The organism is Xanthomonas sp. PPL134 (assembly GCF_040595915.1).
Taxonomy (GTDB): Bacteria; Pseudomonadota; Gammaproteobacteria; order Xanthomonadales; family Xanthomonadaceae; genus Xanthomonas_A; species Xanthomonas_A indica.
The window spans coordinates 198,061-217,702 of record NZ_JAMDLL010000004.1 but is presented as its reverse complement, the minus strand read 5'-3'; the positions used below and the strand labels follow the sequence as shown (position 1 = coordinate 217,702).

Genomic DNA, 19,642 nt, shown 5'->3' with positions numbered 1-19,642 from the left:
ATTCGCGCATGCCGCGGCGGCGAGCGTCAACGGTAGCCAAGCCCGAGCCCCCCGCATAGAATCGGAACGTACCTGGTTTTTCGGCAGCGCCATGACATATTGCGTCGGCATCGAAGTGGACGAAGGCCTGGTCTTCGCCGCTGACACCCGCACCAACGCCTCGCTGGACGACGTCCGCGTGCACCGCAAGCTGCACGTGTTCGAGTATCCGGGCCAGGCGGTGTTCGCACTGATGTCGGCCGGCAACCTGGCGACCACGCAGCTGACCCTCTCGCGCCTGCAGCGCGACGCCGACGATCCCGAGGCGCCGCGCAGTCTGCGCAGCTTCCGTCACCTGTTCGAGGTCGCCGAGTACGTCGGCGAGGTGCTGGCCTCCAGCCAGATCAAGCTCTCCGAGCAATCCCAGCACAGCGGCGTCAACGTGCAGTCGACGCTGATCCTGGGCGGGCAGATCGCCGGCGAACGGCCCGGGCTGTACATGATCTACCCGCTCGGCAACGCCATCGCCACTTCGCCGGAGACGCCCTACCTGCAGATCGGCGAATCCAAGTACGGCAAGCCGATCCTGGACCGCATCATCCGCTCGGAGATGCAACTGGAAGACGCCGCGCGCACCGCGCTGGTGTCGCTGGACTCGACCATCCGCTCCAACCTGTCGGTGGGCATGCCGATCGACCTGGCGCTGATCCGCCGCAACGACCTGCGCGTGACCGAGCGCATGCGCCTGGAAGCCGACACCCCGCTATACGCCGAGATCCACGACACCTGGTCGCGCAAGCTGGAGAACGCCGTGCGCACCCTGCCGCGTTTCCCCTGGGAACCGGCCCTGGCCGCCGACCCCGACAACGAAACCCGCGACGTCCTGCCGCCCCTGCCCCCCCGCCGCGCCCCCGCCCGCCGCGACCCGGAAGACCAGTCGGCGCAGCAGTGAGAAGCCGGGAGTGGGGAATCGGGAATGGGGAATCGTAAAAGCGGAGTGCGATGCCTCCGTTTCGGTGTACGGGACGTGTCGGCGCTCGCGTCATTGCAGGATGCAATGCAGCACTGCTGCCTTTTCGACCGTGGTTATCAGCCTCTCGGCGATGAATAGGGCATCGCGGCGCTAGTCCCGACTCCTGAAGCGTGCGCTTGAGCACGCCTACCACCGAGGCGGCAGTCGTTTTGCTGCCGCCCTCCTATTGCCAGCCTCTCAGCGAAAGCCGCTCGCTGTTGCTGTTGCCTTTCCCATTCCCGATTCCCCCATCCCCATTCCCAGCGCCTCAACCGCTCTCAAGCGCATGCGCCACGGCGCGGAACACGCGCTGCATTTCCAGCGGCTTGCGCAGGACGTGCACGGCGATGTCGGCGGGGAAGTGGTCGCGTTCCAGGTGGGTGCCGGTGTCCTCAAGGACGATCGCCGGGCCCTGGTAGCCCAGGTCCTGCAGCGCCAGCAGCAGGCGCACCGCCGACAGCAGGATGATGTCGCTGTCGACGATCACCAGGTCCGGCAGGCCGTGCTCCTCGACGTCGCGCAGCGCCGCGGCGCCGTCGGACGCCAGCTGCGGGCGGTAGCCCTGGCTGGACAGCGCATTGCCCAGCAGCGACAGCCGCGTGGCTTCGCCGTCGACCAGCAGCACGCGCTGGCCCTTGCCCATCGGCAGCGACAGCTCCGGCTCGGTCGACGGCGCCGGCGTGCGCAGCGGCATCAGCAGTTCGAAGCAGGTGCCCTCGCCCGGCGTGCTGTCCACGCCGATCCGGCCGCCGTAGCTTTCGACGATGCGCTTGCAGGAGATCAGGCCCAGGCCGGTGCCGTCCGGCTTGGTGGTGAAGAAGGGGCTGAACAGCCGTGCCTGGATTTCCGCGTCCATGCCCATGCCGGTGTCGCGGACCAGGATGCGCACCTGCTCGCTGCCGTCGGCGCCGATCGCCGGGCTCGCCGAGAAGCTCAGCTGGCCGCCGTCGGGCATCGCCTGGATCGCGTTAAGGCCGAGGTTGAGCAGGCATTGCTGCAGCTCGGTGTAGTTGGCCTCGATCGACAGCGCCGGATCGGCCACGTTCACCTTCAGCGTCACCCGCTCCGGCAGGCTGCTCTTGAGCAGCATCTGCACCGCCTGGAGCAGCTCGGCGATGCGTACCCGCTCGCTGGGCGTGCGCGAGCCGCGCACGAACGACAGCATCGACTCGGCCATCTCATGGCCGCGCCGGCCGCATTCGGCAATGACGTCGGCCAGATGGCGCAGTTGCGGATCGTTGCTGCGACCGACGATCAGTTCCGGCACGATCAGCAGCGGCTGCAGGATGTTGCGCAGGTCGTGGCTGAGGCCGGCGGCGAGCAGGGCCAGGCTCTCCAGCCGCTGCGCGCGCATCAGCTCGCGCTCCACCCGCTGCCGCTCGCGCTCGGTGCGGGCCTCGCGGATCGCCCGCGCCACCGCCGACGGCAGGCGGGTCGGGTTGTGCTTGATGATGTAGTCGTTGGCGCCGTCGCGCAGCGCCTCCACCGCGGTCTCCTCGCCGATGGTGCCGGAGACGAAGATGAAGGGCACCGCGTTGCCGTCCTCGCGTACCACCCGCAGCGCCTCGTGCCCGGAGAAACCGGGCATGCTCAGGTCCGACAGCACGATGTCCGGGGCGAACTCGCCAAGCGCTTCGCGCAACGTCGGTTCGCTTTCCACGCGGCGGAACGTCGCCTCCAGGCCGGCGTCCAGCAACTGGTCGGACAGTAGCTCGGCATCCTCCGGCGAATCCTCGACCATGAGGATCCGGATGGGGCCAAGCCTGGGGCCGGTGGTGGGCATGCGCGCTTACTCTTTGTCCGGCGCCTGGTTGATCAGCGCCCAGAAGGTTCCCAGCGTCTTCACCGCGGTGAAGAACTGGTCCACGTCCACCGGCTTGACCACGTAGGCGTTGACGCCCAGGTCCCAGCTGCGGGCCAGGTCGCTTTCCTCGCGCGAGGACGACAGGATCACCACCGGCAGGCGCTTGAGCGACTCGTCGCTGCGCACCAGCTTGAGCACTTCCAGGCCGTCCATGCGCGGCATCTTGATATCCAGCAGCAGCACCGCCGGCAGGCCTTCCTCGCGGTCGGCGTAGGCGCCACGGCGCAGCAGGTAGTCCATCGCCTCCACGCCGTCCTCGACGTGCACGATGGGATTGGCCAGACGCGCGTCGCGCAATGCATCCACCGCCATTTCGGCATCGGCGGGGCTGTCTTCGGCAAGCAGGATGGTGCGGATGGCGGTCATGCGATGAACTCGGTAGGGGACGCTTCGGGCGCCGGGGGCAGAACGAAATGGAAGGTGGCGCCCTGGTCGGGGGCGGATTCGGCCCAGATCTGGCCGCCATGGCGGGTCAGCACGCGGCGCACGCTGGCCAGGCCGATGCCGGTGCCGGAATACTCGCTGGCCTTGTGAAGGCGTTGGAACACGCCGAACAGCTTGGCCGCATAGGTCATGTCGAAGCCGGCGCCATTATCGCGCACGCTGAAGTGATGGCTGCCGTCCGGCTGCACCTGGTAGCCGACCTCGATCTGCGCGACCTCGCGCTTGGCGCTGTACTTGACCGCGTTGCCGAGCAGGTTCAGCCACAGCTGCCGCATCATGTTCTCGTCGGCGACCAGGATCGGCAACGGCGCGATGCTCCACTCGATGCGGTGGCCGCTGCCGCCCTGGTCGGACTGGTAGTTGGCGTCCAGCACCGAGCGTGTCTCCGCCACCAGCGACTGCATGTCCACCGCCTGCAGGCGCAACGCGCTGCGGCCCAGGCGCGAGTAGACCAGCAGGTCGTCGATCAGCGAGGCCATGCGCCGCGCCGAGGTGCCGATCACCTCCAGGTAGTGCCGGCTCTTCTCGTCGGCGCCGTCGCCCAGATGGCGGGCCAGCTTGTCGGCGAAGCCGGCGACGTGGCGCAGCGGCGCGCGCAGGTCGTGCGAGACCGAGTAGCTGAACGCCTCCAGTTCGCGATTGACTTCCGACACCTGCTCGATCTTGCCCTCCAGTTGCCGGTTCAGCTCCTGGATGCGCTGTTGCGCGGTTTTCTGCAGGGTGATATCGCTGACCGTCATCAACACCACTTCATCCTCGCTGTCCGGCAGCGGCATGCGCCGCGCATTCAGCAACATGGTCCTTGGTACGCCATCGGCGCCGAGTTGTTCGTGCTCGAAATCCCACAATTCGCGTCCGCGCAACATCACGTCGGCCAGGCGCTGGACGATGATGGGATCGTGCCAGACGCCATCGCCGACGTCGGCCAGCATCTTCGGCGGATCGGCCAGGTCCATACCGTACAGTTCGGCGAAGGCGGTGTTGTGCATCATCATCCGTTGCGTGCCGTCGAGCAGCACGATCGGCTCGCGCACGGTCTGCAGCACCGCCGCGGCGCGGCTGTTGGCGCGCAGCATGTGGCGCTCGGCGTCCAGGCGCCGGCCGATCTGCCGCTGCAGCAGCCAGATCACCAGGCCCAGCAGCAGCAACTGCACCAGCAGCGAGGTCCAGCTCATCATCGAGGCGAGCATGCGGCGCTGGTCGGCGTCGGCGGTGCGCTCGCGCAGCAGTTCGTCCTCGCGCCGCTGCAGTTCGGCGATCAGGCCGCGGACCGGGTTGTCGGCGGTCATGTCCTGGATCAGGGCGCGGACCCGCTCCGGATCGCGCGTCTGTGCGATCCGCTCGGCGATCAGCCCGCGCCGCTCCAGCGTGCTCTGCAGGCGCCCGACGCGGACCTGCTGGTCGGGGTTGTCGCGGGTCAGTTCGGCCAGATGGGCGATGGTCGGCTGCAACGACGCGCGCGCCTCCTTCAAGCGCGCGTCCAGGATCGGCGACTGCACGCCGTGCGACATCGCCATCGCCGCCGACTCCATGTCGCGCATGTCCGCCTCCATCGCGTTCAGGGTGGCGGTCACCTCCTGGCTATGGCCGACCCAGTCGGCCGCGTGCAAGGTGCTGGCATTCATCTGCCGCAGCAGCAGCGAGGGCAGGATGACGATCAGAACAACGGCCAGGGCCAGCAGCGGCAGGCGCCAGCGGTCCCAAGCATCGTGTTTGGCGATGGTCTGCATAGCGGGTGCGTAAGAAGAAGGAACGGCTGCGGCCATCGCGGGCGCGCATTGTCGCCCATCTTCCACGGCAGCAGATGAATTATTCAGCGGAAGCGCGACACCCCGATCGCACCGACGACATGGACTCTATCCCAGCTCGCGCGCACGCCGACGCCGACGCCGGCGACCTTCGGCCGCCGGCAGGAGCGCCACGCACGCGCGGCGCTCAGGGTTGGCGCGCCGCGGAGGCGGCCGAACCGGCCTGGGTGCCGACCAGCGCCCAGGCCGGCATGCCCGCGCGGACCAGCAGGAAATCGGCATGGCTGCGCAGGCGACGGCGCTCGGACTGGCTCAGCCCCTGATCCAGCTCCTGCATCAGTGCGGAGAAGGCGGGCCAGAAACCGGCGTCGTCGTGGAAGGTGGTCAACAGCATGCTCAGCTGGGCCTCGAGCCGGCGCACCGCGGGCAGCAGCGGCGAAGGCTGCGCCGCATGGCTGGACAGCGCGGCGCCCAGCGCCTCGGCGGCTGCGGCCGCATGCCCCGCGGCCGGATGGGGTTGGGTGTCCAACATCGCGCGTGATCCGTTGACGAACATGAAGGGATGATGTCCGAACCGGTGTCAAAGCGACGCGAAATGCGATACACGTCGCGAATTCCCCGAGGTCCACGCAAAAAAAACGCACCCCGCAGGGTGCGCCGTGGCCGGTGTCGCGGGCGTGGCGCCTCGTCGCATCCCCACCCGCGGCCGCGGATCGCTACTTACTGCTTGGCAGCCGCGCTGATCTTCAGGTCGGTCGCATCCACCTTCTTGACCCCGTCGATCTTCTTGGCGACGGCCACGGCCTTGTCCTTCTCCGCCTTGGTCGCGACCGCGCCGGACAGCTTGACCGTGCCGTTGACGGTATCGACCTTGATCTCGGTACCCGACACGTTCTTGGTGGCCAGCAGATCGGCCTTCACCTTGGTGGTGATCCAGGTGTCGGTGACCGGCTCCTTGGAGTCGTGGCGGCCGGCGTCGTGGGCGGTCGTGTCGTGCTGCATGGTGTCCTGCTGGCCCATGGTGCCGTGGTCCTTGGCGCCGGTGGACTGGCCGGCCGCGAACGCCTGGCCCGCGCCGAACGCAAAACCGGCTACCAGGGTGGCGCCAAGCAGGGTGCGTGCATTGATCGTTTTCATCGTGTCTTCCTCCGCTGAAGGTGCGCGCAGTCTCCACCACGCCGTCGTACAGGCGGCGTGACCGCCGAATCGCCGCAGCGTGAATGCGCAATCCGCCGACATGGGCCGCGCGATACTGGATTCCCGTCGCTCTCGCCCGCGCCCATGTCCGACTTCAATCTCGCCCTGCTCGGCTTCGGCTATGTCGGCCGTACCTTCCATGCACCGCTGATCGCCCACACGCCCGGCCTGCGCCTGCACACCGTGGTCTCGCGCCAGGCCGACGCCGTGAACGCGGCCTGGCCGCAGGCGCATGTGGTTGCGGATGCGGCGCAGGCCTTCGCCGATCCGCAGATCGACGCCGTGGTGATCGCCACGCCCAATCAGACCCACGCGCCGCTGGCGCTGGCCGCGCTGGCGCAGGGCAAGCACGTGCTGGTGGACAAGCCGTTCACCGTGGACGTGGCCGAAGCGCAGCAGGTGCTCGAGCAGGCGCAGCGGGCCGGCCGCATCGTCAGCGTGTTCCAGAACCGGCGCTGGGACGGCGACTTCCTCGGTGTACGCGCGTTGCTGGAAGCCGGCACGCTGGGCGAGATCGCCGAGTTCCATTCGCACTTCGACCGCCATCGCCCGCAGGTGGGCGACCGCTGGCGCGAGCACGCCCTGCCCGGCTCCGGGCTGTGGTTCGACCTCGGGCCGCACCTGCTCGACCAGGCGCTGCAACTGTTCGGACCGCCGCAGGCGGTGCAGGCCGACCTGGCACTGCAGCGCCCCGGCGCACAGGCCGTGGACTACGTACACGCGGTCCTGCGCTATCCGCGGCTGCGGGTGGTGCTGCATGCCGGCTCGCTGGTCGCCGCGAACGGGCTGCGCTTCGCGATCCACGGCAGCGGCGGCAGCTATCTCAAGCACGGCATGGATACGCAGGAAGCGCAGTTGCGCGCGGGCGTGGCGCCGGGCGCGCCGGAGTGGGGCGAGGATCCCCTGCCCGGCCAACTGCGTCTGGTCGGCGCCGACGGCACGCATTCGGTACAGACCCTGCCGGCACACCGCGGCGATTACCGCGACTGCTATGCGGCCTTTCGCGAGGCGCTGGGCGGGCGCGGGCCTGCGCCGGTGGATGCGGCGCAGGCGCTGGCGGTGATGCGGCTGCTGGAGGCGGGCGTGCGCAGCGCCGCCTCCGGTTGCAGCGTGACGCTGGACTGAGCGTCGCGGGTCAGGCGGGACGCGTGCCGCCCGGCGCGGGCGCGTCGCCGCCCTCGTGCTTGATCGCATGGCCGCCGAACTGGTTGCGCATCGCCGCCAGCAGCTTGTCGGCGAACGAATCGTCGTCGCGCGAGCGCAGCCGTTCCAGCAGCGAGAGGGTGATCACCGGCGCCGGCACGTCCAGGTCGATCGCCTCGGCCACGGTCCAGCGGCCTTCGCCGGAGTCCTGGACGTAAGGCGCGATCCCGGCCAGGGTCGGATTAGCGCCCAGCGCGTCCGCGCACAGGTCCAGCAGCCACGAACGCACCACGCTGCCCTGGCGCCAGACCTCGGCGACCTGGTGCAGATCCAGCGCGAACTCCTGCTTGCGCCCCATCAGCGCGAAGCCCTCGGCGTAGGCCTGCATCATCCCGTACTCGATGCCGTTGTGGACCATCTTGGTGAAGTGGCCGGCGCCGCTCGGGCCGACATGGCCCCAGCCGGCATCGGTCGCCGGTGCCAGGGTCGCGAACACGTCGTGCAGGCGCTGCACCGCGGCGGTGTCGCCGCCGATCATCAGGCTGTAGCCCTCGCGCAGCCCCCACACGCCGCCGCTGGTGCCGCAGTCGACATAGGCGATGCCGTGCGCGGCGAGTTCGCCGGCGCGGCGCATCGAATCCTTGTAGTAGGAATTGCCGCCGTCGATCACCACGTCGCCCTTGCCCAGCAGCGGCAGCAACGCCGCCAGGGTGTCGTCGACGACCTTGCCGGCGGGCACCATCAGCCACACCGCGCGCGGCGCCGGCAGCGCCGCGATCAGCGCGGCCATGCTGTCGACCGCTTCCACCCCGCGCTGCTGCGCGGCGCTGCGCGCGGCCTCGCCCAGGTCGAAGCCGACCACGCGATGCCCGCCGCGCACCAGCCGCTCGGCCATGTTGGCGCCCATCCGGCCCAAGCCTACAAGTCCCAGTTCCATGCGTCGTTCCCGGTTCGAAAAAAGGAGGGTTAGGGTCTCACGAAGCGGCGGCGCCGACGTGACGCGCAGCTAAGGCGCCGCGGCGGCGGCCGGCACCGGCGCCTGCGCGCAATCGCGCAGTTGCAGGTCGCGCCAGCGCCGGTACAGCGTGGTGTGCAGGTTGTGCAGGGTCAGTTCGACCGCGAACGGCGTGCGCGGGTTGCGGTCCAGCAGCCGCACCACGTGGTAGCCGATCGGCTTGACGCCCTTGGGATGCACGTAGACCTGAAAGCCGCGGTAGAACGGATCGTCGAGCAGAGCATCCAGTTGCGCGAGCACGGCCTGCTGCGCGGGATCCAGACGTGCGCGCAGCGCCGGATCGCGGTCGTACAGCAGGCGCTCGAAGCGTTCGCGCCCCGGGCCGCGCAGGGTCCGCGCCAGTTCCCAGATGCGCCGGTTCTGGCCGTCGTAGTACGCGAAGCCACCGTGCGTGCGCAGCGCGGCGGCGGCCTCGGCGCTGACCGCGGCGACCACGAAGTTCTCCGCCTGGTTGTTGATGTCGTCCAGGTAGCGGCGCTCGAACACGTGCACGATGTAGCCCGGCGCACCGAGGAAGGCAGCACGGCCGCGTTGCGCGGTCTTGGCCGCCTTGCCGTCGGCGAAGAAGTCGCCGGCGTGCGCGCCGAGCAGGACGCTGTCGGTGTCGTGCAGGGTCAGGAAGGTGCCGATCGACAGTTCGTCGGCGCTGAACGCACGATCGAACGCGGCATCGCCATACAGTTCGCGCTGCGTGGCCAATTGCGCGATCTGCCGGCCGACGCCGCATTCCGAACGCACATGGCCGCTGTAGAACGCCTCGATCGCCTGCGCATTGCCGCCTGCCGGCCGATAGCCGCGGCCGAAGCTGCGGAAGCGCTCCCAGCCCTGCGCCTGCGCGCCGCGCGGGCCGAAGCCGATCCAGCCCAGTTGCAGCGCCGAGAAGCGATAGCCGGGATTGTCCTGCAGCCGCGCGACCGCGCGCGTCGTGGCCGCGCCCAGTTGCAGGAAATAGCCGCACTGCGTCGCTGGCGTGTCCAGCAAGGCACGCAGCGCCTGCCGCCGCTGCGCGTCGTTCCAGGCCGCCGGCAAGGCCACCTGCAGATCGCCATGCGCCTGCGCCTCGGCCAGCGAACCGCGCTCGCACGGCGCGCCGGCCGCGATCTGCGGCTGGGCTGCGGCGGTGCTGCCGATGCGCCAGCCCAGCCGCTCCAGCAACGCGGCCAGGCAGGTCGCGCTGGCCTGGTCGGCCGGCGCCGGCGCGGCGTTGGCCGCGGCACTGGCCAGCAGCGCGGCCAACAGCAGGCCGAGGCCGCGACGAGGCGCAACGCGAGCGAACCTGAGTGATCGAATCATGCAGCGGGCATCGCGGGCAGGAACTCCGTCGGCCGCAGCGGCGGCGGCGCCGGTGCAGCCTGCCGCATCGCCCGTGCAGGCGTCGCGAAGTCATCCGGCCCCGCACCGCCCGCGCGGCGTTCACTCTTCCGCCATGCCCGGCGCACCTACACTGCGGCTCTCTTGGCGCAAGCGATCCCCCTGCATGCACGTGCTCGTTACCGGAGGCACCGGATTCATCGGCCGCGCGCTGTGCGCTGCCCTGCTCGACGCCGGGTACAAGGTCAGCGTGCTCACCCGCGACCCGGCGCGCGCAGCGCGCCTGTTGCCGGCGGTGCAGACGCTGGACGACCTGCAGCGCGCCGGACCGGCCGATGCGGTAGTCAACCTCGCCGGCGAACCGCTGGGCGAAGGACGCTGGAGCGCCACCCGCAAGCGCCGCTTCCGCACCTCGCGCATCGGCACCACCCGCGCTCTGATCGACTGGATGAGCGGGCTCGACGCCGCGCGGCGCCCGGGCTGCCTGATCTCCGGCTCGGCGATCGGCTACTACGGCGATCGCGGCGACGAGGTGTTGGACGAAACCAGCACGCCCGGCGACGACTTTTCCGCACAACTGTGCCGCGACTGGGAAGCCGAGGCACTGCGCGCGCAGGACCTGGGCGTGCGCACCAGCCTGGTCCGCACCGGCGTGGTGCTGGGCCGCGACGGCGGCGCACTGGCGCGGATGCTGTTGCCGTTCCGGTTCGGGATGGGCGGGCGCATGGGCGATGGCCGTCAGTGGATGAGCTGGATCCACCGTGACGACCAGGTCGGGCTGCTGTTGTGGCTGCTGCAGCACGGCGGCGAAGGCGCCTACGACGCCACCGCGCCGGCGCCGGTGACCAATGCCGCGTTCGCGCAGCAACTCGCCGCCACCCTGCATCGTCCGGCACTGCTGCCGATGCCGGCGGCGGCATTGCGCCTGGCATTCGGCGAGATGGCCGACCTGTTGCTGGGCAGCCAGCGCGTGCTGCCGACGCGCGCACAGCGCGAGGGCTATGTGTTCCGCTACCCGCAACTGGACGCAGCGCTGCGCGCCGTGCTCGCCGACTGAGCCACTGCGGAGGCGCCGCGTCGCCCAGCGCCGCAATCAGTACCGAAACGAAAACGCCCCGGCGGAGGCCTCCGCCGGGGCGTGCTGCATCAGGTCGCCGCGCCGGCGTCAGGCGCCGGTCGACGCGATGCGTTGGTGCGACTCAATAGCGCTTGCAGACGGTCTCGACCACGCGGTTGCCGTTGGCCTGCTGGCGCTGGCCCTGGATGTAGCGGCCGGTGGCGCCGCCGGCGACCGCGCCGCCGACCGTGGCCAGCTTGCGGCCATCGCCCTTGCCGATCTGGTTGCCGAGCAGGCCGCCGATCGCCGCACCGGCCAGCGTGCCGCCGAGGCGGTCGGGGTCGGTGCTGTTCTTGCGCACCGCGACCTTCTTGCAGTGCACGCGGGTGCCGTCGCTGAAGCGGCGGCCATTGTCCTCGGGGCCGTAGTGGCGCTGCGCCTCGGCCAGCGGCGCGGCGGCCGTGGCGATGGCGAGCACGGAAAGACACAAGGCGGACTTGAGAGTGTTCATGCTGATTGCTCCTGGGTGGCGGAGCCGATGCACAAGCACCGCGCTCTCGACGGGCGCCACCTTCTCACCGACTTCGCGAATGGTTCGTGAAGCGAAATCGCGCGGATTCAGCTTCCGCAGCGACGCCTGAATCAGTCGGCGCCGCCGGGTTCGCCGCTCTGCGGCGCCGTCGTCGCAGGCGGCTGCGTCGCGGTGGTGGCCGCGGGTGCCGGCGGTGGCACAGGCGTCGCCGTGGGCATCGGAGTCGGCATCAGCGGCGCTGCCGGCGCAGGTGCGGGCGCTGCCGGCGTCGGTGCCGGCGCGGTCACGGCCGCCGCTGCGGGCGGATGCGTAGGCGGCTCCGGTGCCGGCTTGTTCTTGGGCAGGTATTCGCTCATCAACTGGAAGAAGCGCTTGTAGAAGTCGCCGTCCTGCACCGTGCTGCTGGCCACGCGCACCATCGAGTCGTCGCTGCTGCCGATCGGCAGCGAGACCGAACCGAGCACGCCGACGCCGACGCTGGCCGAGGTCGGGCTCTTCTTCAGCGCATAGCGGTCCTGCAACGCACTGACGAACACCCAGGATTCGTCCTGCCCATGCGCCACGCAGGACACCCGCAACTCGAGCTGCTCGTGCAACTCGTCGCTGGGCTGGAAGTTCTTGGTGCCTTCCACCGCATCGGCGGTGGCCTTGGAGACCACATAGCCCTGGCTCAGCAGGGCGCGGCGCGCCGATTCGCAGGCCTGCGCCGGCTGCACCGGGTAGTTGCGCGAATAGGTGTTGTCGGAATTGAAGGTCTCTTTCACCAGGCCGTCCTGCTTGCGGGCGAAGCAGCCGCTCAGGCCGATCGCGATCAGCGCGAGCGCGGGAATGGCGAGAACCTTGGAGGGAGCGGACATAGGCCGTTGACCGGAGAGAGGGAACCGCGGCAAAGAATAGCCGCAAGCGCGTCGGCGCGGCCTTGACGCCGGCGCGGCCGCTCATCCCGCGGTTAGCGAGGTGCGCGGCGTGGGCCGCGCCGACTCAGGCGGCGGCGGGTTCCAGCGCCAGGTCCACGCGCAGCAGGCCGCCGTCGTGGGCGCGGCGTTCGGCGCGCAGGTAATGATGGGCATCGAGCAGTTCCAGGGTCGGCGGCGCCGCCAGCGGCTCGCCCCACAGGCTCAGCAGGAAGCCACGCGCGCGCAGCCATTCGAGCAGCCGCAGCAGCCCGTCCAGGTCGCGCGGCAGCAGCAGGTCGACGTCGCCGGGCGGGCGCGGTGCCGCCGCCGGATCGCCCAGCCAGTGCGGATAGCTGCCGTACAGCGCAAAGGCGAAGCCGTCGGCACGCAGGGCCGCCAGCAACTGCGCCGTGCCGGGCAGGTCGATGGGCTGGCGCCGGTGCTGGAAGATCAGCGCGTACTCGTGGCTGCGGTCGTTGCGGGTGTCGCCGGGCGCCAGCGGCTGCGCCGTCTCGCGCGGGTAGCACAGCACGCGCTCAGGACAGGGCGCGAACAGGCTGCCGAGGATCCGGGCCAGGTCCCAGGCCTGCGGCACGGTGGCGTCGCCGAGCTGCACGTTCTCCACCATCGCGATGCAGAAGCCGTCTTCGCGCAGGACACGGCGCACGCCATGGAACACTGCACGCAGGCCATGCAGGTAGGCGGCGTAGTCGGCGCTGGCGTAGAGCTGGCCGGGTGCCGCCGCGGCCGGCCAGGCGCAGCCGAAGTACGGCACGTTGGTCAGGCACAGGTCCACCGGCGCGGCCGGCATGCACTGGGGCAAGCCGCCGTCCAGCACCTCGGCCTGCAGGCCGAGCCGCTGCAGCCGTTCGCGCGCCAGCCGCGCGCGCGCCGGGTCGATCTCCAGGCCGATGCCGTGGCGACCTTCCAGCTCGGCGGCGAGCAAGGTGCTGCCGAAGCCGCAGAACGGATCCAGCACGCGTGCGCCGCGCGCGCTGAAGTGGCGCACGAACGGACGCATCTGCCCGACCCAGCCGCAGTCGCGTGCGCCCAGCGGATCGCGCTGGCGCAGATCCTCCGGTAGCCGATGTTGCGGCGGATCCGGCGACGGCGTCCACCAGCTGCGGCTATCCATGCGGCGCCCGCCACAGCAGATCGCGGTCCGGCTGCCAGCCGGCGCACAGCCGCCCATCGGCGAAGAACACCAGCTTGTAGATGTCGCCGCTGTCGTGGCACGCGTGCATCGCGCCGTAGTCGGAGGTCTCGAACACCACCTCCATGCCGTCGGCGCTGGCCAGGCGCACATTCCAGAAGTAGTAGCCCTCGGTGATCTGCAGCGGCTGCAGCGCGCGCCACCACGGCGCCGCCATGCAGGCGCCGAGCACCTGCTCGACCGCGACCCGCGCCTGCGCCAGATAGCGCGCGGTGCCGCCGTCGCGATAGCCGTCGCCGAGTCGGGAGAACTCGCGGAAGATCACCGTGCGCGCCCCGCAGGCGCGCGCCCAGTCCAGGTAGGCGGCGACGCCGTCGGCGTCGGCGATGCCGCCGTGCTGCAGGATGCACACCAGGCGCAGCGGCAGCGCTTCGGCGATGCGCTGGGCGGTGGCGACGAAGACGCCCGCATCGGCGATCGCCTCGCCAGGGCGGAAACGCATGATCGCGTCGTTGCGCGCCTGCTGCGGATGATGCCGCGACAGTTCGATCCACGACAGGTCGAAGCGCTGCAAGGCCTGCAACAGCGCATCGCCGTGGCCGCGGGCAAAACCGGCGCCGTTGCTGTACAGCACCCGCTGTTCGACCAGCAGGCCGTCGCGCTCGGCCGCGCCCAGGGTCTGCAGCAGTTCCAGGAACCAGGCTTCGTCGTCGGTCATCTCCAGCCCCGACAGCGAATGCGACAGCGGCAACCCGTGCAGTTGCGCCAGCGCCTGGCGCAGTTGCGCGAAGTAGTGCGGCGGCGGCCGCAGGCTGGCCGCGGCGGTGCCGCCGCTCTGCGGCCGCAGGGTTTCCGAGCAGAAACGGCAGCGCGCCGAACACGGCCGCACCGATGCGTAGGGAGTGAAGGTCACTGGCTGCGCGACGCGGTAGTCGCGCGCGCCGATGCGCTGCTGGCGCCAGCGCGACGCATCCGCCGCGGCCGGCACCCGCCATTCCAGATGCGGTGTGCTGGCGCGCAGCGCGGCAAACAGCGGCGAGCCGCCGCTCAACGGCGGCGCACTCGGCAGGGAGGCGTGCATGGCCGCCTCCTACAGGCGCGCGGCGTTCGCGCGCTCGCGTACCTCGGCGAAGGTCCAGTCGTGCAGCAGGCGGCCGTTCTCCCACACGGTGACCATCGCATCGTCGTAGCCGGCCGGGCCGGCGACCGCTTCGGCCGACACCGCGTCTGGCGGCACCGGCTCGGTGCGATAGCTGCCGTACTCGCGGTGCCGCAGCAGGCGCATGCGGCCGCGCTTGCTGAGCTTGCCCTTGTCGGTGACCGGATCCTTGTAGACATCGATCCAGCGGCCTTCGACGCGCGCGGCCGAGCACTTCAACGCGAACTTCTGGGTGTCGCGGTCGAGCCGCTGCAGCAAGGCGCCGCCCATGCCGAAGGCCAGGTTGTCGGTGGCGTAGCCGGCGCTGGTGATGCGCTCCAGGATCGCGCGGATGCTGGTCGGGTTGACTCCGTCGCCCTGGATCACCCGCACGTGGTTGAGCACCTTGTAGCCCTTGCCGTTGACGCTGTGGCCGAAGGCCTCGTCGAGCAGTTCCAGGCACTGGTGCACCACCGCCACCGGATCGCCGGAGTCGGGGCGGATCACCACGGTGGCGCCGGAGGCGATCACCTCCTCGCGCAGCGTGGTGCCCCAGTGCTCGCGGATCGCATGGAAGATGTCGTAGCTGTCCGACACCACCGCGACCACGCCGCCGGGCTTGCCGAACTGCTTGAGCATATTCCGATAGGCGTCGACCTCGCGTTCGCGGCCCCAGCTGGTGATGGTGCTGTGCTCGGCGGCGGGGATGGAATAGCCGGCCATCGGCTCGTGGTAGTGCGCGCGCGCCAGCAACAGCCCGGACACGGTGTCGGTGCCGAGGAAGTTGACCAGGTGCGCCGCGCCGCCGATCGCGGCCGATTCCAGGCTGGACACGCCGCGCGCGCCGAAGTCGTGCAGCTTGAACGGCAACTGCCCATCCGGATCGTCGCTGGTGCGCTCCAGGAACTGGCGCAGGGTCTGCTTGGCATGCCAGCTCACCGTGGCCACCGTCACCGGGTACCAGATGCGCAGCAGCAGCGTCTCCAGATACGACGGCACCCAGTAGGCCTGCGCGTCGGTGGACTCGATGGTCATCAGCGCGTTGTGGGTCGGCACCACGCTGCCCTCGGGCACGGCGCGGATACGGATCGGCAACTGGCCGCCGAGGCGGTCGACGATGTCGCGCCAGCCGGCCTCGTTGAACGGCTCGCCGTGCGCGGCGAACAGATCGCGCGCCTCGTCGATGTCGGCATGGGTGACGGGGCGGCCCAGCGCCTCCTTGAGGATCGACTGCAGGCCGAAGAACACGGTGCGGTCGTAGACGCCGCCGCGCGATTCCACATAGAAGAACGTGGCGTCGGTGCCAGGCGGGTACTGCAGCCAGTGGCTGGCCTTGTAGCTATCGGTGTTGAGCAGCAGGTTGTTCAGGCATTGCATGACGGAAGCTCCTTCGCGTCGGGGAAAGCCGGCGGTCTGTCCGCCAGCCGGGAGGCCGCGTCAACCGCGGCCCAGGAAGAATTCGAGCAGGTGCAGGTGGTCTTCGAACAGTTTCGGGCCCATGCCCAGCACTTCGCTGACCGGCACCCAGCGCGCCTTGTCGGCGTCGTCGCCGCCGCGCACCTCGGGCAGTTCGCCGAACACGAACTCGAAGTGGAAGGCATGAGTGATGGTGCGCCCGCGCAGGCTGCGCTCGGGGTGGTCGAACACGTGGCGGTTCTTCAGCGAACCCTTGAGCACCGGCACCGGGATCTTCAGCCGGGTCTCCTCGCGCAGCTCGCGCAGGCAGGCGTCGAGGATGCTCTCGTGCTGGCCGACGAAGCCGCCCGGCAGCGCCCACAGGCCCTTGCCCGGCGCCGCGCGGCGGCGCACCAGCAGCACGTGTCCGGAATGCACCACCACCGCGTCGGCGGTGACGAAGGTCGGCGGATACGGCGCCTCCTTCCAGGCCGCGCGGTACTGCTCGATGAACTGGTATTCGGCGAGCAGTTCGGCATACGACGGCGAGTTCTTGCGGAACGCCTCGAGCATGTCGAATACGGGCGCCGGCACGTTGCCGCGCAGCATCAGCAGCGCGCCGTGGAAATCGATGCTGCCGGCCTCGAACAGGTAACGGCGCAACTCGGTCGCCGACAGCGTTTCGGTGTGCTGCACGTCGACCAGCGGCCACTGCGGGAATTCGCGCAGGTAATAGCTGCTGGCGTCCTTGTCCATGCCGATCAGGCCGATCCGCGCCTCGGCGCTGCCGCCGTCGCTGCGCACCGCCTCGGCCACCGTGGACTGCACCGCGGCGATCCATTGGCTTTCGTTGTACAGGTGGTCGCGCAGCGGTCGCAGGATCAGGCGTTCGCCCGCACCCTCGAGCGCCGCCTGGATCATCACGCTGCGCTCGGCAACGGTCCACGGATTGCGGATGGTACGAGGCGTCTCGGCCGAGCCGATCAGGAAGATGAGTTTCTGGCCACGCGCCAGGGCGTGGCGGGCAACGGCGGCGTGGCCGTTGTGGAAGGGCTCGAAGCGCCCGATGAACACCAGATAGTCGAACTCCATGAGCATCCCTCACGGTTGGGTGGATCGCCGCGGGTCTGTCCCTTGGCGTGGGCGAAATGCTACGCCGATGCCGCATCGCGTCAAGTGACGCACCGCGCAGATTCATCGGCCATCCAGACAGCGCGCGTGGACGCCGCGCCGGCGACGCTGCAGTGCAGCGCGCGTCGCCAAGGCGATCGCGCTAGCCTCGTGCGCGCCGCGGCCAAGGGGACCGCCCGGCGCGTCCTGCCGGCCGCCGTTCGGGGCCGCGCGACGCCCCTCCTTCCCTCCTCCCATCACTGCGAGAATCGCATGAACCGATCGAGCAAGCGCGTGTCCGCCTGGCTGCTGGTGTTGTTGCTCGCCTGTCTGTGTGCGCCGGCCATGGCGCAGACCTTCGCCAAGGGCGCCGATGTCAGTTGGATCGACCAGCAGGAGAGCAGCGGGCGCGTGTTCCGCAACGCCTCCGGTGCCACCACCGATTTCTTCTCGCTGCTCAAGGGCACCGGGGTCAACGCGATCCGGTTGCGCGTGTGGGTCAATCCGCAGGGCGGCTGGAACGACGGCGCCGACACGCTGAACATGGCCAAGCGCGCCAAGGCGCAGGGCATGCGCATCATGATCGACTTCCACTACAGCGACAGTTGGGCCGACCCCGGCAAGCAGACCAAGCCGGCGGCCTGGAGCAACCACGACTTCGCCACCCTGGTGAAGGACGTGTATTCGCACACCAACGGCATCCTGTCCTACCTCAAGTCCAACGGCATCGACGTGAGCTGGGTGCAGGTGGGCAACGAGATCAACAGCGGCATGCTGTGGCCGGACGGCAAGACGCCCAACTTCGGCAACCTCGCGCAGTTCATCAACAGCGGCTACAACGCCAGCAAGTCGGTCTACCCCAACGCCAAGGTGGTCGTGCACCTGGCCAACGGCTACGACAACGCGACCTTCCGCTGGTTCTTCGATGGCCTCAAGTCGGCCGGCGGCAAGTGGGACGTGGTCGGCATGTCGCACTACCCGTCCCCCAATGCCTGGCAGAGCGCCAACACCCAGATCGCCAGCAACATGCAGGACATGGTGGCGCGCTACGGCTCGGACGTGATCGTCAGCGAGGTCGGCATGGACTGGCAGCAGGCCGCCACCACCCGCGCGATGCTGGCCGATCTGCTCACCAGGACGCGCGCGCTCGGCAGCCGCGGCCTGGGCGTGTTCTATTGGGAACCCGACGCCTACCCGGGCTGGCAGGGCTACACGATGGGTGCGGTCAACAACAACGGGCAGCTGACCCAGGCACTGTCGGCGTTCAACTGATCGCCGCTCGACAGGCGCGCCGCGCGGTGGTCACCGACACCACCGCCGTGCCACCATCGCGCGTTCCGCTCCTGTCGAGATCTGCCATGTCGCTGTCGCTGTCGTCCGCGCGCAAGCTTGCGCTCCCTCTGCTGCTGGTGCTGGGCGTGTGCATCGCGCCGGCGCAGGCACATAAGCCGGCGCCGCCCGCCGCGCCGGCCCCGCTCAAGGTCATGAGCTTCAACGTGCGCGTGCCGGTCGACACCGACGGCGACAAGCGCTGGGACGTGCGCCGCAGTGCGATGGCCGCGCTGATCCGCACGCAGCATCCAGACGTGTTCGGCACCCAGGAACTGGTCAAGCGCCAGGCCGACTACCTGGCCGCGCAATTGCCCGAGTACCGCTGGTTCGGCCCCAGCCGCGACGGCAAGGACGACGGCGAACGCATGGGCGTGTTCTACGACAGCCAAAAACTGAAGCTGGTGGAGTCGGGACACTTCTGGCTGTCGGACACGCCGGAGGTGATGGGCAGCATCAGCTGGGGCCATCCGCTGCCGCGCATGGTCAACTGGGGGCTGTTCGAGCGCATCGGCGATGGCCGCCGCTTCTACCTGTTCGATACCCACCTGCCCTATCGCGACGAGGACGAAGCGGCGCGCGCCAAGGGCGCGGCGCTGATCGTGTCGCGGCTGAAGGCGCTGCCGGCGAACGTGCCGGTGGTGCTGACCGGCGACTTCAACACGGTGCCGGACTCGCCGACCTACCGCACCCTCACCGCCAGCCTGGCCGACGCGCGCACGCAGGTAGCGCAGCCGCAGGGCCCGGAGGCGACCTTCCACGATTTCACCGGCCACCCGGACCGGCGCATCGACTGGATCTTCTCGCGCGGCCTGGAGGCCACCCACTACGCCACGCTCGACGCGCGGCCGCAGGGTCATTGGCCGTCGGACCACTTCCCGGTGATCGCCACGTTCGCCTGGCCGAACTGACGCGCGTGGGCCTGCGGCATGGACCGCAGGCCGATGTGCGGGAGCGATTCCATCTGTTCGGTATCAGCCGCGACGAGGCGCCAGCGGTAAAGCCTGTCGCGGCTGAAGCCGCTCCTACCAGGCGACCTCACGCCTGGCGAGGCAGACAGTGCGCTAACGAAGTGCCGCTCCTCGCAGGAGCGGCTTCAGCCGCGACGCATGACGTGAAAGGCCTTGGCGTGGCGGGCTGGCCAAGGCCACATCGAGCGCTGCAAGACGGGCAACACCTCCGGCACAGCCAAAGCAGAAGCGCGTGATCTGCGCAGTGCTTCAGTCGCGATCTCGCACCGGAAAGCATCCGGCTCCATCAGCAGTCGGGACCAAAGTCCCTCCCACAGCAAGCAGCTGCGCTGACAGAGGGCCGTGCGG

General features: G+C 69.8%; 18 protein-coding genes. 5 read left to right on the top strand and 13 right to left on the bottom strand.

Annotation, left to right across the window (positions count from 1 at the left end; genetic code table 11):
- Positions 1–91: 91 nt before the first annotated feature.
- Positions 92–931 (top strand): 20S proteasome subunit A/B, encoded by an 840-nt coding sequence (locus tag M3U25_RS10820; protein ID WP_242160898.1) that lies wholly within the window; start codon positions 92–94, stop codon positions 929–931.
- A gap of 328 nt (positions 932–1,259) precedes the next feature.
- Here M3U25_RS10820 and M3U25_RS10815 read toward each other — a convergent pair whose 3' ends face one another.
- The 5 genes from M3U25_RS10815 to M3U25_RS10795 form a co-directional block, all read right to left on the bottom strand.
- A complete protein-coding gene (locus M3U25_RS10815; RefSeq protein WP_355498879.1) occupies positions 1,260–2,774 on the bottom strand; it encodes a response regulator in 1,515 nt (504 codons plus the stop codon).
- Between the two features lie 6 nt (positions 2,775–2,780).
- A complete protein-coding gene (locus M3U25_RS10810; RefSeq protein WP_019797077.1) occupies positions 2,781–3,221 on the bottom strand; it encodes a response regulator in 441 nt (146 codons plus the stop codon).
- Positions 3,218–5,029 (bottom strand): ATP-binding protein, encoded by a 1,812-nt coding sequence (locus M3U25_RS10805; protein ID WP_355498883.1) that lies wholly within the window; start codon positions 5,027–5,029, stop codon positions 3,218–3,220. The genes M3U25_RS10810 and M3U25_RS10805 overlap by 4 nt, the downstream gene beginning before the upstream one ends.
- Before the next feature lie 205 nt (positions 5,030–5,234).
- Positions 5,235–5,579 (bottom strand): hypothetical protein, encoded by a 345-nt coding sequence (locus M3U25_RS10800; protein WP_242160894.1) that lies wholly within the window; start codon positions 5,577–5,579, stop codon positions 5,235–5,237.
- A 188-nt stretch (positions 5,580–5,767) separates the two neighbouring features.
- The gene (locus M3U25_RS10795; RefSeq protein ID WP_355498886.1) at positions 5,768–6,184 is read right to left on the bottom strand and encodes a BON domain-containing protein; all 417 of its coding nucleotides are present in this window, start codon (positions 6,182–6,184) and stop codon (positions 5,768–5,770) included.
- A gap of 144 nt (positions 6,185–6,328) precedes the next feature.
- Between M3U25_RS10795 and M3U25_RS10790 the strand changes: the two genes are divergently transcribed.
- Positions 6,329–7,369 (top strand): oxidoreductase, encoded by a 1,041-nt coding sequence (locus M3U25_RS10790; RefSeq protein WP_242160892.1) that lies wholly within the window; start codon positions 6,329–6,331, stop codon positions 7,367–7,369.
- Between the two features lie 10 nt (positions 7,370–7,379).
- On the opposite strand, the gene gnd is transcribed toward M3U25_RS10790, so the two are convergent.
- Both gnd and M3U25_RS10780 read right to left on the bottom strand, forming a co-directional pair.
- Complete coding sequence (gnd, locus tag M3U25_RS10785) at positions 7,380–8,324, bottom strand: phosphogluconate dehydrogenase (NAD(+)-dependent, decarboxylating) (protein ID WP_355498890.1); 945 nt, start codon at positions 8,322–8,324, stop codon at positions 7,380–7,382.
- A 69-nt stretch (positions 8,325–8,393) separates the two neighbouring features.
- Positions 8,394–9,695 carry a hypothetical protein gene (locus tag M3U25_RS10780; RefSeq protein ID WP_355498893.1) on the bottom strand — a complete coding sequence of 434 codons (1,302 nt, stop codon included), beginning with the start codon at positions 9,693–9,695 and terminating at the stop codon, positions 8,394–8,396.
- A gap of 184 nt (positions 9,696–9,879) precedes the next feature.
- On the opposite strand from M3U25_RS10780, the gene M3U25_RS10775 reads away from it, so the two are divergent.
- The gene (locus M3U25_RS10775; RefSeq protein WP_242082007.1) at positions 9,880–10,770 is read left to right on the top strand and encodes a TIGR01777 family oxidoreductase; all 891 of its coding nucleotides are present in this window, start codon (positions 9,880–9,882) and stop codon (positions 10,768–10,770) included.
- Between the two features lie 142 nt (positions 10,771–10,912).
- Here M3U25_RS10775 and M3U25_RS10770 read toward each other — a convergent pair whose 3' ends face one another.
- From M3U25_RS10770 to M3U25_RS10745, 6 genes are all read right to left on the bottom strand, one after another.
- On the bottom strand, positions 10,913–11,281 hold the full coding sequence (locus M3U25_RS10770; RefSeq protein ID WP_160945432.1) for a glycine zipper 2TM domain-containing protein: 369 nt from the start codon (positions 11,279–11,281) through the stop codon (positions 10,913–10,915).
- Between the two features lie 131 nt (positions 11,282–11,412).
- Positions 11,413–12,159, bottom strand: a complete 747-nt coding sequence (locus M3U25_RS10765; protein WP_355498897.1) for a DUF2242 domain-containing protein — start codon at positions 12,157–12,159, stop codon at positions 11,413–11,415.
- Between the two features lie 124 nt (positions 12,160–12,283).
- Positions 12,284–13,333 carry a DNA methyltransferase gene (locus tag M3U25_RS10760; RefSeq protein WP_355498900.1) on the bottom strand — a complete coding sequence of 350 codons (1,050 nt, stop codon included), beginning with the start codon at positions 13,331–13,333 and terminating at the stop codon, positions 12,284–12,286.
- On the bottom strand, positions 13,326–14,432 hold the full coding sequence (locus M3U25_RS10755) for a hypothetical protein (protein WP_355498903.1): 1,107 nt from the start codon (positions 14,430–14,432) through the stop codon (positions 13,326–13,328). The genes M3U25_RS10760 and M3U25_RS10755 overlap by 8 nt, the downstream gene beginning before the upstream one ends.
- Positions 14,433–14,441: 9 nt before the next feature.
- Positions 14,442–15,866: a nicotinate phosphoribosyltransferase gene (locus M3U25_RS10750; RefSeq protein ID WP_355498906.1), complete on the bottom strand. Its 1,425-nt coding sequence runs from the start codon at positions 15,864–15,866 to the stop codon at positions 14,442–14,444.
- Positions 15,867–15,926: 60 nt separating this feature from the next.
- Positions 15,927–16,982 carry a bifunctional nicotinamide-nucleotide adenylyltransferase/Nudix hydroxylase gene (locus M3U25_RS10745; RefSeq protein WP_010343124.1) on the bottom strand — a complete coding sequence of 352 codons (1,056 nt, stop codon included), beginning with the start codon at positions 16,980–16,982 and terminating at the stop codon, positions 15,927–15,929.
- A 285-nt stretch (positions 16,983–17,267) separates the two neighbouring features.
- Here M3U25_RS10745 and M3U25_RS10740 point away from each other — a divergent pair, with 285 nt between their 5' ends.
- Entirely contained in the window at positions 17,268–18,266 is a 999-nt protein-coding gene (locus M3U25_RS10740; RefSeq protein WP_355498910.1) for a glycosyl hydrolase 53 family protein, read from the top strand.
- 86 nt (positions 18,267–18,352) lie between these two features.
- The gene (locus tag M3U25_RS10735) at positions 18,353–19,234 is read left to right on the top strand and encodes an endonuclease/exonuclease/phosphatase family protein (RefSeq protein WP_355498913.1); all 882 of its coding nucleotides are present in this window, start codon (positions 18,353–18,355) and stop codon (positions 19,232–19,234) included.
- The last annotated feature ends 408 nt before the right edge of the window (positions 19,235–19,642 follow it).